Below are 15,539 nucleotides of genomic sequence, written 5' to 3'. Positions count from 1 at the left end.
TAGCGCAAGGGTTCCGTACGAATCGCAGGAGTCTAGTAAGGGCGATTGGGCTCCCGCGCACTGCCGTAGGCAATCACTGTTTGGGGAAGATGGGGAGTACGATAAAATATATGATAATTAAACAGACATGATATTAGGTGTAATTTTTGATGGTTATAGCAATTACCAGGGTATTGAAACGCGAAAGATATTAAACTGATTCGGAAAGTGTCCTTGTTTTTAGCTAGTAATTACGCTCTCCATGTCTTACGAACCCCTGCACCACAAGTATCGCCCCAAGAGTTTTGCTGAACTGGTGGGACAAGAGGCGATCACTACTACCCTGACTAATGCCATTAGTTCGGCAAAAATTGCCCCTGCCTATTTGTTTACTGGACCCAGAGGCACGGGGAAAACCTCTAGCGCCCGGATTTTAGCTAAATCATTAAATTGTCTTAAAAGTGACAAGCCAACCCCCATACCTTGTGGAGTTTGTGATATTTGTCAAGGTATTACTAAAGGTTATTCCCTGGATGTAATTGAAATCGACGCGGCTAGTAATACTGGTGTCGATAATATCCGCGAATTGATTGAAAAGGCACAGTTTGCTCCTGTACAGTGTCGGTACAAAGTTTATGTGATTGATGAATGTCATATGCTCAGTACCGCAGCATTCAATGCGTTACTAAAAACATTAGAAGAACCACCGAAGTACGTTGTTTTTGTCCTAGCCACAACTGACCCACAGCGAGTATTACCAACAATTATTTCCCGCTGTCAAAGGTTTGACTTTAGACGCATTCACCTAGAAGCGATGGTAAAGCATTTAGGTGCGATCGCCTCAAAAGAAAACATTAATATTTGCCTTGATGCGGTCACGTTAGTAGCACAAATGTCTCAGGGAGGCTTGCGAGATGCGGAAAGTTTACTGGATCAACTAGCTTTGTTCCCTGGAGAAGTCATACCAGATCAAGTTTGGGACCTAGTGGGTTCAGTAAGTGAAAAGGATTTGTTAGCTTTATTAGATGCGATCACTCAAGATAATGCCGAAATCGTATTAGATTCTACCCGACAAATCCTAGATCGAGGCAGAGAACCCCTTACCATTCTACAAAATGTTGCCGCCTTCTACCGAGACTTACTCATTGCTAAAACTGCCCCAAATCGTCAAGACTTAGTTGCTTGTACTCAACAAACCTGGACAACACTAATTAACTTTGCCCACAAGTTAGACATAACTACAATTTTGCGCGGACAGCAACATTTAAGAACAGCAGAAGTCCAACTAAAAAACACCACCCAGCCTCGATTGTGGTTAGAAGTCACATTACTCGGCCTGTTACCTAGTGCAAATATTCAGCCACAAGCACTCAGCGTCTCGCAAGTCTTGAATACACCTGCTGTATCTCCACCTTCTTACCCAGCAGCATTTTCACCACCACCAGCTTATACCCAGACAAATCATAATTCTCAAATATCTTCACCCACACCAGCTTATACCCAAAAAAATCACAATTCAGCACCTCAAACAGTATCTTCACCTGCACCAGAACCTGTATACACTCCACCCCCACCTGCTGTAACAAATCCTACAGCACCCGCACAGGAAGTTGTTACAGAATCACAGTATGATTTAACTCAGATTTGGCAACAGGTACTTGCGAACCTCCAACCACCCTCCAGGCGAGAAATGTTACGTCAAATGAGTAATCTGTTGGACTTTAATGGCGCTTTAGCTCGTATTGCTATTAAACAAGCATGGTATGAAAAGGGTAAATCGGATTTGCCTATCATTACAACTGCTTTTCAGCAGACTTTTCAGCGTCATATCCAAGTCAATCTAGAAAAAGCAACTTCATCAACTTCCACTTCAGCCGCAAGAAATCCTCCTCAACGAGATTCTAATCGTGTTCAACAACCACCAACAATACCCAGCTATAACCAGCCACAAGCAACACCACAACCAACGCCAGCACCTGTACGACAACCAATCCAAGCACCACCAACCAGAAATGAGCCTGTAGTCACGAACTCAGCCCCAGTACAAACCCTTCCACCTCCACTAACCCAAGCACCTATATCACAAGCACCTATGTCAACTTGGGATAATGATGAAGTGGCAAAAGCGGCTAAAAGTTTAGCAAATTTTTTCTCTGGGGAAATCATCCGTCTCACAGATGATGCTATGGATTTCACTGATGCCACAGTTTCACCAGATGTAGAAATATATGAATCAGACTATGATTATGATTAAAGGGTAAAGGTTTTTGTTTCCCCCTTTCCCGTTTAACCGAGCAGTATTGAAATGTATACTTTTATTTTCAGTTACAAAATCGAGCTAATCTCCTTCAAATAAACCCTTGTGAATGGTTCATCAGCACCCAAAGCATAATCTTCAATTAATCCTTGACGGCGAATAGAAATATCCTGTTCTTTATTAATCACCACAATTGAATCATCCAAAATATCCCTGACTAACATCATTTCTATTTCACTGGGATTATCCAAAACAAAAATATTACTTCCTTTGTAAAATAGTCCATCTTCTTCCAGGATATCTTCTGGGTATTCAGCAATGAGTAAATCAAGTTTGGGATTACGCAACAAGATTTGGATATTGCTGTTATAATCCCTTGTCAATAGCTTTTCCGAACGATTAACAAAAATTTCCTCACGACAAACAGCACCAATTGTCGATTCACGATGTTGTGAAAGAATGTGATCAATAGTTGCTTGTAATTCACTGACAGAAATGTGATTAAAAGTAATAATGGGAATTCTGGAATCTCTAGCAGATTCAAAAAAGGTTGACAAAATATGAGCAGGAACATCAACACTTCCACCCACTGCTGGGTTAAGATGCATTAAAATTCCTGGTGCAGAATTAATTTGTAAAATAGCAAAGTTACCAGCTTTCCAAGATTTGGAAATATCTTCAGCAATGACATCAATCACCAAACAAGTGAGGCGAAAATATTGGGATATATCTTGCGCCAAGATGATATTATCATGGTGAATTATTGTTGTGGCATCAATACTGACTCTACCCGCTGACAGATTAGCTACTTTACGCAAATAAACAGTGCGAGCGCTCTCGACAATACTATCCAACATCAAACCCTGTTCATCTATATACCGTTCTAACGCCTCATCAATCTCAATCTTACCCATGGGTGAAGTCGGTGTATCCCAGCGTTCCGGTTTACGATTTTCCCGTCTAATTAGTTCTTTAATAGTTGCATGACCATGACCAGTAACTGATGCAGGACAGCGTTCTGTAGCAGCAATGAATCTACCATTAACACACAATAAACGGAAATCTTTTCCCCGGATACTTTTCTCCACGATAATTCGCGTTGGTTGTTCTTCAGGAATCGCCATCAACGCTCTATTATAAGCCGATGTTAACTCTCTAGCATTATGCACATCAGGTGGTGTAACACCAATTCCTTTATGACCCACCACAGGCTTAACAGTAACCGGGTAGCCAATAACTCTCGCTACCTCCACAGCTTCTTGTTCAGAAAATACAATTTCACCCTCTGGAATAGGGAAACTAAAATTGTGTAAAAATCCTTTACAGTCATCCTTGCGAGTGGTAAATTCGGAATCTATATGACTATAACCATCAAAAGTAGTTGCGACTCCCCGCACCAATTTTCTCCCAAAACCATATTGCATCAATCCCTCTTCCCATAAATAGAAAGCGGGAATAACTTGGTTATAAGCTGTTCGCAATAAAGCGTAAACCGTGGGTCCACCATAAGCAGATAAACGAAATCTATTTTGCAGTTTGATCAACCCTTCTTCAAAGAGGAAATCCTCACCTTTAGGAATAGTTTCCCACCAATCCCAAACAAAATAAACTACTGCTCTACTGGTCAGTTCATGTAGTGCTTGGATGCTGATTTTTACATAATACTGATCAGGCTTGATACTCCAGTGATTGATGTGCAAACCCATGTCTAATTTTCCCACTTCGGAGATAACACGAGCAAACAAATCACCATAGGAATTATATGTTTGCTTGTCTAAGTGAGAATACTGTTTACTAATGTGCTCAAGATATTCCTAAATCTTTAATACTTCTCCATATCCAGTCAAAGCAAAATTAAAAACTAAGGCACCTCTATCTAAATAAGGATTTGGACCAATGTAATATCTTAAGTCAAAAATATCGAAGACATCAGTTTTTCTGGCATTGATGTGGATGAAATCATTGCTTTGTTGCTGAATTATTGATAATAAATCCTTCTCTAAACACGCTAACACTTGGATTCTGACTTATTGCTGTTCTACTTATGGCTTAATATTAGTTGTACACAGTAATAATTTCAACTATCTCAGGACATAATTCCTACTACATCACAGCAGAGTTAAATAGTCAGAAGTGAATAATAAAGAGCCTTTATTTCTCTTTCGTATCCCTCATCCCCCCTGTTCCCTGTTATATGCAATAGACTTGTCTACAAAAGATAAAAAACTTACTGTGAAAGGTTTACACGAACTATAACTGGGATGAAACACTGATTATGGCTGAAGGCAAAAATAAGGGTTTGGGGATGAAAATATCAAAATTATTAAAAGTTTTGAGAAATATAGCTTTCTAAAAAAGATAATCTAAAGGCTGATAATTCAAATATCATGACTGAGTATAAATGAATAATTTAGATCTAAACTAACTAATCCACATACTCCTATTATCACCGGATTATAACCATGTCGAGCTAAAGGAAATCTATTACTAGCCACTCGAAAAGTTATGAGATGTTCAACACCAATTCTTCTTGATGATATTTTTTTATTTTCTTCTTTTTGGACCTGTGAAAATTCAGCTTTTTTGGGCTTCTTATAAGCTGTGGTAATAAATTATTCTCCTATATAAGGTTTGTCTCCCAAAAATCCTTGTTTGGCATCTAGGTTTTGGCGATTATTTCTAAATAGTGTAATATCGCTTATTTTACCTAATTATCCAATAAAAATATCAACTATATCTTCACCTCGTGGCAATACTCTAAATGGATTTTTTAGAGTGTGTATTTTCTTCTTGCCTGAATAGTATTCTTTCTGCTCCTGATAGTCAGTCACCTGGTCTTTCTATAGATCTTTCTGCACGATCTATCATTTATTTATACTCACTCAGTCCTTCCCGTAATTCTTGATATTTTTGCTCATCTTTTTTTGCATCTTATATTTGGGAGACAGATAAAATTTCCCTCAGAATTTCTACGCAATCATTAAATGTGTTATTTGCTTTTGTCCCCCATAGATCAAACAATAGTCCTGAAATTTCAAATTTTGGCTTCTGTCTGAGGTCTACTAGGGATAGACATATTCCCTCCTTTAGGGTCATTTCTACTTTAAGTCCTCCTCCAGACGCTATTAACCTAATTTTTCTTTTTTCAATTTATGCTTGTTTCTCTAGATGCCTTTTTTCTGCTAATGCTACTCATGTGATAAAGTCTTCATACTTAATCTGAATTAATCTTTTTGATTCCTGGGGGTATAATTCTATTCTTTCTAGGGGACTTGTCATTATTGATATACACAGTTATATTTTTTCTGTTTATTTTCCCACAAAATTTCTTTTAAAGATAGGTCTACTGCAAATGCACGTATATCTTTGATATTCTACTATTTGGATTGGCCTGTCCACCAACTCCCCTACTTGTTGTGTTTGGATTTTTATTGGTTCACCAAACAGTTCCCCCTGACCTCACCATCCACATACTTGCCGTCCCACTATCTCAAATCTATTCTATCTACTCCACCAAACACCTTTCTCCTTTTTCCCCTATGCCCTGGTTGTCCTCCTGGTTTCCGTTTTCGTGTCTGGTTCTCTTCTTGTTTCTCTTCTTGTTTATTCTCGCTTTTTTTGAGGATGTCTCCCAAGGGTGGTTTGGATCATGTTATGGTCTCTAAATCTCTACTGACTTTGAGTTTCTCTATTTCTTTTTCCAGTTCTACTACTCTATTTGTTAGGTTCTCTATACTTTTCCCCTGGTCAATAATGATTTCTACCAGTTCCTCTATTGCCAACTGCTTCAATATCTCTCTGTCTAGTGTGGCAGCTTCTTTTCCATAACTGCTATATTCTGCCTCACCTATCACACTTGTCACTACCCCACCACCTGAATCCTTACTCCGACATTAATTTTAAAAGTTGGTGTTGCTAATTAAAAAAAATCTTGTGAGGCGGGCAAGATACCCACCCTATTTGTGTAAGTAGGTAGACAGAAATAAATATAACTATGTAACAAAATGTAAATTACTTGAAACCCTTCCGATCAGGGGAAACGCACCTTATTTCCTAGTAAAAACTAATGAGGATTTTAAAATCATCTATATATATAAGTGCAAAGCTTGATGGATATATAAACAAAATCAATCACTTTTTTATTAAGCGATGAATTAGCTTATCTCCAATTGAATAACTCTTAGCTAAGGATAAATGAGCTAACTATTTATCCATAAATAAGTAAACTTATCTGTAAAAATAAGTAGAAGAAAATATTAAGTAAATTGTTGACAAGTTAGTTGAGGCTAAAGCTAAAACTCTTTCTCAAGAGTTATTATCCATTTCTGCCAAAAACTGTTTATTTTTTATCCCCCGCTTCACGGGGTTCTCTTTACCCAAAAGATTGACTGCTATCTGGCGCATTACTGCAAAGTTTTGTGGAGCATTATCTTTCCTAATCCGGCAGTCATCTTGTTTTAAAGCTACATCTAATACCCAATGCAATGAATTTTCTATTGCCCAATGGCTGCGGACAGAATTAGCCAATTGTTCTCCATTTGAGTCAAGACTACTAATAAAATAACGAGTCTCTACTGTTGTTTTATCATCCACTTATCCGATAGGTTCTACCATCCCAACACTTTTTAGATTTGACCAAACTGAATCAGGGTCAAGCTGAAACCCAATTCCAGGTAACATCACATAATTGCGGATTTCATGAAGACCATGCCCTGTTTCTTCGGGTTTATATGTGCTATGTTGAAGCTCTTGAAAACCTGTACTTATCCCTGACTTAAATAGCTGTTCTACTGACTCATACAGATTACCTTGGTTCTTTTTTAAAGTAATTACATAATCTGCATTTTCTTGCGTAATTAACTTTACTATGTCTTTGTGACACCCGATGGCATCAATCCTGACAATACATCCAGCTAATTCTAAAACCTTTAATAATTCGGGAATTGCTGTAATTTCATTTGATTTCTCATGCACCTTCACCTGTCCCAACACTAATTTATTTGTAGTTGCCCATGCACTTACCATTTGGATTGCACTCTAGTCACTATTTTTACCATGAGAACTACACAAAGTTTTTTCGTCAATTGCCACAACTTCACCATCCCTTATCTTATGTACTGATTTCATCCAGTTCAAAAAACAATTTTGAAATTGTTGCGGATTCAATTGTGCAAATACCCTTCCAAATGTGTCCTGGGACCGAAGCCCATTTCCTAGTTCTAAAAAGGTTTTTAACCACTCATATTTTGTGCAGCCATACAGTTCAATTGCCACCCAACTATCTGCTCCACAAATTACTGCACAAATTCCAATGGTAAGAATGTCAATTAACTTGTGTCGTTTCCTCCCCTCTACTCTTGGATCTTCCATCTGTGCAATGTGGTCAGTAATCGTGATTGTGGGCTTGAGCTTCACACTTTTTGGGACTTTCTTCTTCTACTTTTACAATGACTTTACCATCAGAGCCTCATTGGTCAACCTCCATATCATCAGCTGCGTTCGCCCTGCCCTTCCGATGGCTTGATTCCGCTTTGCTGCATTCGCCATGACATAGTTATAAATTTTTCCACCCACCTACTTAAATTAAATTAGGGTTTACGCAAAGGTAACGGAAAAATGAACCGCGTATTGCTAAAGCGAAAGCTCCGCTAACGCGTAGCATCCCTTCGGGATAGGACACGAAAGAAAAAGGGTTTCAGAGAGTTCTTGCGTAAGTCCTGTAAATGTCCAACAGCTTATTCTCATTAGGCAACTTTGAAAAATTAGCTTTGTCTAGCGGCAAACTTTTCTAACAAGAATTGTTCGAGGTGAGGTTGCTCTCAATCAATACCTAACCTACTACATTTGCTTTCTGGACGATTTCTTCATAAGTCAAACCAGCTTTAATCGCATCAGCAATCAAGGATATTCCTCCGGCTCTTGCACCACCAGCACAGTGAATTAAAATTGGCTTAGGTAAATTATGAATCTCTAGAATTGCCTCTGTTGTTAACTGTTGATTTGCTTCTTTAGGATTTAGATGCTAATTCCTTTAATTCTTCCGAATAAATTTGCTTAGCAACACTCAAATCATCACTGACTTTTTTTATGTGACTCATTTTTTATCTCCTCTTTACATAAAAGCAAATTAATAAACATAAGCCATAGGAATGTTAGTTGAAAGGGATATACAAGCAGATTCCCGCTTACTAAAAACTAGAATTATGCAGAGTGCGCTTATAATTATACTGTTAAGATAAGATAAATTTATCGAGTAGAAGTAGTTTATATGTAAATGTAGGTTATCACATAAATCTACAGGAAATCAAGTCTTTAGGAATACAAAAAATACGGCGATTCCTTCTCCTGTTTTTCGATTCAATAAATAATTAATCGCTCATCTTGTAGCTTTAGTTAGTCTCTCACTTTCGGCAATGGCAAGGTTTGACGCACGGCAATTTGCCGTATATAATTGTATTTAAGACTTGATCTAAAACTAATTAATGGATATAAATATTGGACCTAATCCAAAACTGATAGCGAGACTTGAAGGTCGTATTAGTTCAGAAACTAAAGCTCTGTTCCAGAAAGCAGCCGATCTAGAAAGACGCACCCTAACTGATTTTGTGATTGCCAGTGTTCAATCAGAGGCTTTGCGAGTCATCGAACGACACCAAACTCTCAAGCTAAGTATTAAAGATGCTGAAGCTTTTGTTGATGCTCTAACCAATCCTCCCAAGCTGAATGATGCCCTGAAGGCTGCTACACTACTATAATAAGCAAGTAATGTCGGTGTAATGGTTCTTAAGATCTAGCCTCTAGATACTCGTAGGCATATCCGCACTGAATTTTGCTGTGGGGAAGATAGTTTAGATAATTATCTATGTAAACAAGTATCTCAGCATATCAAAAAAAGAGTTTCAACTGTGTTTGTTTTGATTGATGAGCCTGATTCTCGTGTTTTAGCTTACTACACGCTCTCTCCATATACTTCTCCATATACTATTGATATTACAGTTCTGGATGAGGCTTTTGCAAAACGATTGCCTCGTTATCCTTATCTACCAGCTATGCTATTAGGTTGCCTTCCCGTTGATAATAGACAAAGGTGAGCTAATGTTGTTGGATACGCTGAAAAGGGCGATCAATGCCTCTACACAGGTTGCTTCTTTAGCTGTGATAGCCGAAGCTTTAGATGAGCAGGTTGTAAATTTCTATATAAAGTACGGCTTTATAAAGTACAGCTTTCAGCAATTTAAGCAAAGTCCGATGAAACTCTATATTCCTATGCAATCAGTTGAAGAGCTTGTTCAAAATTTGGGCATCTAGTCTTCCTAGTGTTACCAGTCAATTAGCTGCTAGGTTAGTGATCGCCAATCCTGTACCTTGAGTTAAGGAACACAACTTAATACATTGTCATGATTTCTTTTACTTCACACCAGTAATAAGCTGGCCAATATCTTCAGGAGTTGCACCAGTGGCTAAAATTGCCCGAATTAACAATTCAATTGAAGCTGAATTACTTATTAAATTTCTACTAAGTATCTATGGTGAAAAATTTGATTCCCCAGAGTTTTGAAAAAATGATAGGCAATCATCAGAGGAGTTAGCTGCTTACGTTAGTAAGAAAATAAGCAGGTATTGATTAGCACAGAAAATTCTGTTAAATGGGAGTTCTAGGTATAAAATATTAGACAGTTTAAAGATGGATATAAGAGGTAAAAATGGAATTACAGAAATTATGCCAACTTCCAGCTACCCATTGACAACGAAAATGTAACATAATTTCCGCAATTTACTGTTTCCTTTCATTATAGGCATGTAAAAAATAATTTCTTTATTGAACCATAGTTTTAGAATGCTCTCCTACTGCTGAAGCAATACATTCATCCATATTAATGCAGCTTCTCTAATCTTTTCTTCATGGGCCTTAAAAGTTTGTCCATTACATTCGGGAATGTTATTACTTTCTAATACGAATTCTCTATGAGGCTGCACAGAATAAAGCTTGGTGAAACAGAGCTTCAAGGATGAAATCATAACTGGTCAAAGAGGAGATGACCTCAGAAGATAATTGAGCTAATTCATGTTGAACTCCTTGACGCATTGGTCGAGATGTGATAAACTTTTACCTTTGAACTGACGTTTAATAAACTGCCATAATCGCTCCATGGGGTTAAGTTGAGGAGAGTGAGATGGTTGAAAAATGGGAATAATATTTTTAGGGCAAGACAGTGCCAAAGCTTGGTGTGCAGAAGCTTGATCCATCTGCATTAATGCCATATCAGAACCTAATTCTTGAGATAGGACATCCAAGAATTTCTGAAAATTCTCACTGTTTAGATGAGGATATTCCTGACAAAAATGCCATCCAGAGGTGGGTTCAACAACTCCATAAAGCCAAAATGCTTTTCGTGGCCACTGCACCCTCACTACAGGTTTAACACCACGAGCCGTAATCACTCACTCCTCCAGTTTCGGTCTTCAAACCTAATCTGGTTTCGTCCTGGCACAGGTAACTCAGTCGTTTTCCCCCACCCAATAGTTTCTCTAAAGCTACCAAGGCAAGGGGGATGTTTTTTTTTAAAGGTTTATAGCTTGCTCATCTTGTGATGAGCTGATGGGTCGAGGTACTTTCAACTTTGCCCCTAGTTTGTAGGGCACTAAACTGTAAACTGTCTTGTATTTGACTTGGACGTGCCATTCTTGCTCTAGCCATTCCACAATTTGCCTATAACTGCTAAACCCTTGGGGGGATTCTAACTTTGATATTAGTTGTGATAGCATTTCACCTTGTATTAAAGGAGTTGCCCCAGGCGCAGTTTTTACCTCTCAAAGAGAAGATAGTCCTCCTTTTCCATACCTTTGTAACCATCCTGTTATTGTTGACCCATCTCTGCCCAATCTTCGGCTCACTTCTTGATGCTGGGTTACTTGTTCTATTTTTATCCACCACAGCATTTATAAACGTTATTTGTCTAATGCTGTCCGCGTATTTTTCAGGCTTTTTGACAAATACTCAGCACTTTCTTGAACTTCTAGATTGGAAGGGCGTGCCATTGCTTCCTCATGACTCTTTATCTTCCATGTTCTTTATTCTACAGTTCTATCTACACTCATTTAGACTTGGTATAAAAGCTTCGTAACTTGCTCTTGAAAATTTTTCAAACATTTGCTTAATTCAAGACTTGAATATATATTTTTTGTCATTAATGGTAAGCTTTCCCTGTCTTTTCTTTAGAAATCCTACCTTTTTTTTGACCGCAATAGCAGTGTGTCTCAACTCATCTCATATGAGAAATTTATTTAAGTAATTTCATTTAATCTATCTATAGAGGTGTAATATATTAATTGTACGGTAAATGATTTTTATCGATGCCTGTTTTGGGTTTAGTGATCGCAGACTTTTTGCGCCACCTGACAAAGCTGCGTTGCTCCCAACAGTGATGCTCAAGCAATTGGCTGCCACCATTCAACAGCTTTTAACCAGGAGTCAGGAGGGAGAATTAGAAGGAGGTAAGAATAGTCTCAAATCTGGGAAAGTGATTGGGGATTAATGGCACGCTACGCTATCAGCAGGGCCTAATTAAACTTGAGAGTGTCAATATATTCCATAGCTCTGGTTTTGATTTAATCTTTAACTTAAGTAGGATAAAAACATTTGTCAGGTGGATTTTTTATGTCCTTATACCCTCAGATTAAGAAATTTTTCCTTGGTAAATCCTTACCAACTAGCGCCCATAGTGAAGAGCGATTGAGTAATGCTGCTGCTTTAGCGGTTCTTTCTTCTGATGCTCTTTCCTCAGTTGCATATGCAACTGAGGAGATTTTGCTGGTTTTAGTAGCAGCAGGGACCAGTGCGCTTGGTTTGTCTCTACCGATCGCTATAGCAATTATTTTCCTACTGGGAATAGTTGTGCTGTCTTATCGTCAAACCATTCGCGCTTATCCTCAAGGTGGTGGTTCTTACATTGTCGCTAGAGAAAATCTGGGTTTGTATCCAGGTTTGGTGGCTGGTGGTTCGTTGATGATTGACTATATTTTGACTGTAACTGTCAGTATATCTGCGGGTACAGCAGCTTTGATATCAGCGATTCCTGTATTGCAATCTCATGGAGTTCTTCTGTGTTTGATTTTCATCTTTTTGTTAATGCTGGCAAATCTCAGGGGTGTGAAGGAATCAGGTCAAATCTTCATGATTCCTACTTATGCCTTTATTGGTAGTATTTTCTTGTTGATTGCCATTGGTTTGTTTAAAAATAGCACTGGGCAAGTTATTACAGAATATCCCTCTCTTCCTGTTACTGAAGGATTGAGTTTGTTTCTCATTTTACGAGCCTTTTCTGCTGGATGTACAGCACTGACGGGAGTAGAAGCAATATCTGATGGGGTGTTAGCTTTTAAACCTCCAGAATGGAAAAATGCTCGCCTAACTTTGTTATATTTGGGAGTAATTTTGGGACTGATGTTTGTGGGTATCAGTTACTTAGCAAACACTTATCATATTGTTCCCGAAGAGGGACAAACGGTGGTTTCTCTGTTGGGTAGAGTAATTTTAGGGACTGGGCCATTTTACTATTTTGTGCAAATTGTGACTTTGTTGGTTTTGCTGTTAGCTGCTAATACTAGCTATGGAGATTTCCCTAGGCTTTGTTACTTCTTGGCACGAGATGGATTTTTACCACGCCAGTTGTCTCTATTGGGCGATCGCTTGGTTTACTCTAATGGTATTGTTCTCCTCAGTGTCTGTGCGGGGATTTTAGTAATTATCTTTAAAGGACAAGTTAACGCAGTTATTCCTCTCTATGCAGTTGGTGTATTTACTTCCTTTACACTTTCCCAAGCAGGAATGGTACGCCACTGGTTTAATGAACAAACTGGGAGTTGGCATGCAAGTGCGCTGATGAATGCTTTGGGGGCGATCACCACCTTTGTGGTATTAATAGTAATTATTTATACTAAGCTTTTATTAGGTGCTTGGTTAGTAGTAGTAGCAATTCCTTTGTTAGTAAGTCTTTTTGCCCTTATTCATCGTCACTATCAATATGTAGCACAACGTCTCAGTATTCAGGGGATAGCACCACGAAGTTACATCCCTAGACCGAAACCTGAATTTATCACTCATCCTGCTGTCGTTGTAGTCGGACAACTGAACAGAGGAACAGTAGAAGCTTTAGATTATGCACGGACAATTGCGGACGAAATTGTAGCCGTTCACGTAGATATGGGTACAACAGACCGAGAAAAACTGCAAAAAAAATGGCGACATCTCGAATCAGATATTCCTTTGGAAATTATTGGCTCTCCTTATCGTTCTGTAATTGAACCAATTGTTAATTTTGTTAGCCAATTTGAAGAGCATCATCCAGATGTTTTCACAACTATCATCATTCCAGCTTTTGTAACACGCAATTGGTGGGATGGGATTCTACATAACCAAACGACTTTATTTTTAAAGAATGCTTTAAAAGCTAAGAAAAGTCGAGTTATAACCACTGTCAGATTTTATTTGTAAAGTCAGTTTTAGGGGTTTAGGATTTCTAAATCCTTACTCTCCGTTGGTAAGTATTCAGCTAATGCGTAACGGGACCCTACGCGAACAGCCATCAGCAGTGAGCTTTTTCAGGCTAACGTCAAAAATACCTATTTGATAATTAACAAATTTCTCAAATATTCTGACTCCTGAATCCTAACTCCTGAATTCTTACCTCAGTTGTTAGTTATTAGATAAATCACAAAAATCTAATTTGCCTAATTATTTGAGGAGTGTCTTATGTTCAAGTTAATTTCAGCAACATTAATTACTACTGCTTTATTGTTAACACCAACTAATAATTCTCCTGTCACATTAGCCGAAACCTGTGCTTCTCATTGTGGTGCGCGTCCACTTCAGTTTAAACCTGGGCAATATATTCGTGTGCAGATTGTAAACCGTACACCTAGAGTATTGAAACTGGAGGAATTACCAGAAATGCGCCGTATTTCTGTAGAACCAGGAAAGAAATATATTTTAGATCAACAAAGCGCTACAGAACCAAATTTGTCTCTCCTGTTTTGGGATGATACAGGCAGGTCTTTACAAGCTAATGTTTCTAAACCTAATTTTGGTACACTGCGTTTAGAACTGCGACCTAGTAATAAATTTCCAGGTGATCGCTCTCTTTATATTCTCAATGATGGTCAGATAAATGTGTTTTAAGACGTTGCTGATAGCTTGCGTGGCTACGCCACGCAAGCTATCAGAAATCAAATTGGATTCCTATATAAAAGATAAAATTGAGTTAACACTACCACTAAAGAGAATACAAGCATAGTAGATTAATACAGTATTATTCTACACATATAAGTATTGTATGCGATTTATCATAGCGTTTTTACTCTTTTTTCTGCTTCTTGGCCAGCAAGCAACCTATGCTGACTATCCCATGACAGGGAATTTCACCTCTAATGGCTGCGAAGGTTACACGAGCAGCAGAACTAAAAATGAGCCTGTATCACTTCCATCAGAACAGATTTACTAAGCCTTTGGTTTGAATATTAAAGACGGAGATTATGTATCTATTAAAGTCGAAGGGCGTAATAAATGGGTTAATAAAAACTGTGGTCAATTGAGTTTAGCCAGTGCAGACATCACTTATAATGCAACCAGCAATAACACTAATACTAGGAATCAACCTGTAACTGCTCCAGGTTGTCTAACTAAAGGCTGTGCTGGAAAATATTTATTGCCACTCTCTTGGCAGTCAGCTTTTTGTGAAACCCATCCAACCAAGAAAGAATGTATTGATCAAACTGAAAATAGCTATGATGCCAATAATTTATCTTACAGGGTTTATGGCGTGATAAATTTTCCTAGGTGTCCCATCTGATGATATCAACAAAGACGAAATAGGAAATTGGAAAGCTTTGCCTATAGTAGATATTGATCCAGAGATAAACAGTGAATTAACTAAAATCATGCCCGGTGTAAAATCTAATCTTGAGCGTCATGAATGGACTAAACATGGAACTTGTAACGGCAGAGATGCAGATGCTTATTATGATATAGCCATTGATCTAGTCAAAGACGTTAATGCTTCAGATGTGAGGGATTTATTTGCTCAAAATATTGGTGAAACAATTACTTTATTTGAAGCTAAAAAAGCATTTTAAAGAACCTTTAGTACTGGAACGTCTACCAGTCTTAACCTCAAATTTAGCAACGACATTGCCACAGAAATTCGCATTAAAATCAAGCTTCCTCTTCCTGGGAAAAAATTAGCAGATTTGTTGATTCCCAGTGGTAGAATTTCTTGTGATCAGGTAGTAGTTGATGCTGTTGGTG

The 15,539-nt window shown here is 38.1% G+C and carries 14 protein-coding genes and 2 pseudogenes; 8 read left to right on the top strand and 8 right to left on the bottom strand.

The genetic code is table 11. From position 1 onward, the window contains the following. The first annotated feature begins 241 nt into the window (after nt 1-241). A complete protein-coding gene (locus tag AAZO_RS20685; protein WP_013192702.1) occupies nt 242-2,233 on the top strand; it encodes a DNA polymerase III subunit gamma/tau in 1,992 nt (663 codons plus the stop codon). A 71-nt stretch (nt 2,234-2,304) separates the two neighbouring features. Here the strand turns inward: AAZO_RS20685 and AAZO_RS20680 are convergent. The 5 genes and pseudogenes from AAZO_RS20680 to AAZO_RS20665 form a co-directional block, all read right to left on the bottom strand. After that, a pseudogene (locus tag AAZO_RS20680) lies at nt 2,305-4,218 on the bottom strand (ATP-binding protein). A gap of 396 nt (nt 4,219-4,614) precedes the next feature. Next, entirely contained in the window at nt 4,615-4,845 is a 231-nt protein-coding gene (locus tag AAZO_RS35750) for a transposase family protein (RefSeq protein WP_187289671.1), read from the bottom strand. Nucleotides 4,846-5,721: 876 nt separating this feature from the next. Then, nucleotides 5,722-5,871, bottom strand: coding sequence for a hypothetical protein (locus AAZO_RS35745; RefSeq protein ID WP_187289537.1), 150 nt, complete (start codon nt 5,869-5,871; stop codon nt 5,722-5,724). 12 nt (nt 5,872-5,883) lie between these two features. Next, nucleotides 5,884-6,099, bottom strand: coding sequence for a hypothetical protein (locus AAZO_RS20670; RefSeq protein ID WP_144031347.1), 216 nt, complete (start codon nt 6,097-6,099; stop codon nt 5,884-5,886). Between the two features lie 442 nt (nt 6,100-6,541). Next, nucleotides 6,542-7,651 (bottom strand): annotated as a pseudogene (locus AAZO_RS20665) (ISAs1 family transposase). Nucleotides 7,652-8,718: 1,067 nt separating this feature from the next. On the opposite strand from AAZO_RS20665, the gene AAZO_RS20660 reads away from it, so the two are divergent. Together AAZO_RS20660 and AAZO_RS39625 are read left to right on the top strand one after the other, a co-directional pair. Continuing rightward, nucleotides 8,719-8,991 carry a type II toxin-antitoxin system TacA family antitoxin gene (locus AAZO_RS20660; RefSeq protein WP_013192701.1) on the top strand — a complete coding sequence of 91 codons (273 nt, stop codon included), beginning with the start codon at nt 8,719-8,721 and terminating at the stop codon, nt 8,989-8,991. Nucleotides 8,992-9,331: 340 nt separating this feature from the next. Next, on the top strand, nt 9,332-9,544 hold the full coding sequence (locus tag AAZO_RS39625; RefSeq protein WP_228371330.1) for a hypothetical protein: 213 nt from the start codon (nt 9,332-9,334) through the stop codon (nt 9,542-9,544). A gap of 750 nt (nt 9,545-10,294) precedes the next feature. Here the strand turns inward: AAZO_RS39625 and AAZO_RS20650 are convergent. The 3 genes from AAZO_RS20650 to AAZO_RS41725 form a co-directional block, all read right to left on the bottom strand. Continuing rightward, nucleotides 10,295-10,678, bottom strand: coding sequence for a transposase (locus AAZO_RS20650; RefSeq protein ID WP_144031346.1), 384 nt, complete (start codon nt 10,676-10,678; stop codon nt 10,295-10,297). Nucleotides 10,679-10,798: 120 nt separating this feature from the next. Beyond that, nucleotides 10,799-11,002: a winged helix-turn-helix domain-containing protein gene (locus AAZO_RS44140; RefSeq protein WP_144031345.1), complete on the bottom strand. Its 204-nt coding sequence runs from the start codon at nt 11,000-11,002 to the stop codon at nt 10,799-10,801. Nucleotides 11,003-11,047: 45 nt separating this feature from the next. After that, complete coding sequence (locus tag AAZO_RS41725) at nt 11,048-11,176, bottom strand: hypothetical protein (RefSeq protein ID WP_266886486.1); 129 nt, start codon at nt 11,174-11,176, stop codon at nt 11,048-11,050. A gap of 401 nt (nt 11,177-11,577) precedes the next feature. Between AAZO_RS41725 and AAZO_RS20640 the strand changes: the two genes are divergently transcribed. From AAZO_RS20640 to AAZO_RS27510, 5 genes are all read left to right on the top strand, one after another. Further along, nucleotides 11,578-11,772, top strand: a complete 195-nt coding sequence (locus AAZO_RS20640; RefSeq protein ID WP_013192698.1) for a hypothetical protein — start codon at nt 11,578-11,580, stop codon at nt 11,770-11,772. A 122-nt stretch (nt 11,773-11,894) separates the two neighbouring features. After that, nucleotides 11,895-13,730, top strand: coding sequence for an APC family permease (locus tag AAZO_RS20635; RefSeq protein WP_013192697.1), 1,836 nt, complete (start codon nt 11,895-11,897; stop codon nt 13,728-13,730). 258 nt (nt 13,731-13,988) lie between these two features. Beyond that, the gene (locus AAZO_RS20630) at nt 13,989-14,414 is read left to right on the top strand and encodes a hypothetical protein (protein WP_013192696.1); all 426 of its coding nucleotides are present in this window, start codon (nt 13,989-13,991) and stop codon (nt 14,412-14,414) included. 331 nt (nt 14,415-14,745) lie between these two features. Beyond that, complete coding sequence (locus AAZO_RS27515; RefSeq protein WP_049790869.1) at nt 14,746-15,084, top strand: hypothetical protein; 339 nt, start codon at nt 14,746-14,748, stop codon at nt 15,082-15,084. Between the two features lie 37 nt (nt 15,085-15,121). Beyond that, entirely contained in the window at nt 15,122-15,367 is a 246-nt protein-coding gene (locus tag AAZO_RS27510; RefSeq protein ID WP_049790868.1) for a ribonuclease T2 family protein, read from the top strand. Nucleotides 15,368-15,539 lie beyond the last annotated feature (172 nt).

The sequence above is a fragment of the 'Nostoc azollae' 0708 genome (genome assembly GCF_000196515.1).
GTDB lineage: Bacteria > Cyanobacteriota > Cyanobacteriia > Cyanobacteriales > Nostocaceae > Trichormus_B > Trichormus_B azollae.
Note: the sequence above shows the minus strand (reverse complement) of the source record. Positions and strands in the feature narration are given on the sequence as shown.

Excerpts from the sequence above, each read along its gene's own strand:
- AAZO_RS20685 (WP_013192702.1), top strand. The coding sequence starts at position 242 with ATGTCTTACGAACCCCTGCACCACAAGTATCGCCCCAAGAGTTTTGCT.
- AAZO_RS20660 (WP_013192701.1), top strand. The coding sequence starts at position 8,719 with ATGGATATAAATATTGGACCTAATCCAAAACTGATAGCGAGACTTGAA.
- AAZO_RS39625 (WP_228371330.1), top strand. The coding sequence starts at position 9,332 with ATGTTGTTGGATACGCTGAAAAGGGCGATCAATGCCTCTACACAGGTT.
- AAZO_RS44140 (WP_144031345.1), bottom strand. The coding sequence starts at position 11,002 with ATGCTATCACAACTAATATCAAAGTTAGAATCCCCCCAAGGGTTTAGC.
- AAZO_RS41725 (WP_266886486.1), bottom strand. The coding sequence starts at position 11,176 with ATGCTGTGGTGGATAAAAATAGAACAAGTAACCCAGCATCAAGAAGTG.
- AAZO_RS20640 (WP_013192698.1), top strand. The coding sequence starts at position 11,578 with ATGATTTTTATCGATGCCTGTTTTGGGTTTAGTGATCGCAGACTTTTT.
- AAZO_RS20635 (WP_013192697.1), top strand. The coding sequence starts at position 11,895 with ATGTCCTTATACCCTCAGATTAAGAAATTTTTCCTTGGTAAATCCTTA.
- AAZO_RS20630 (WP_013192696.1), top strand. The coding sequence starts at position 13,989 with ATGTTCAAGTTAATTTCAGCAACATTAATTACTACTGCTTTATTGTTA.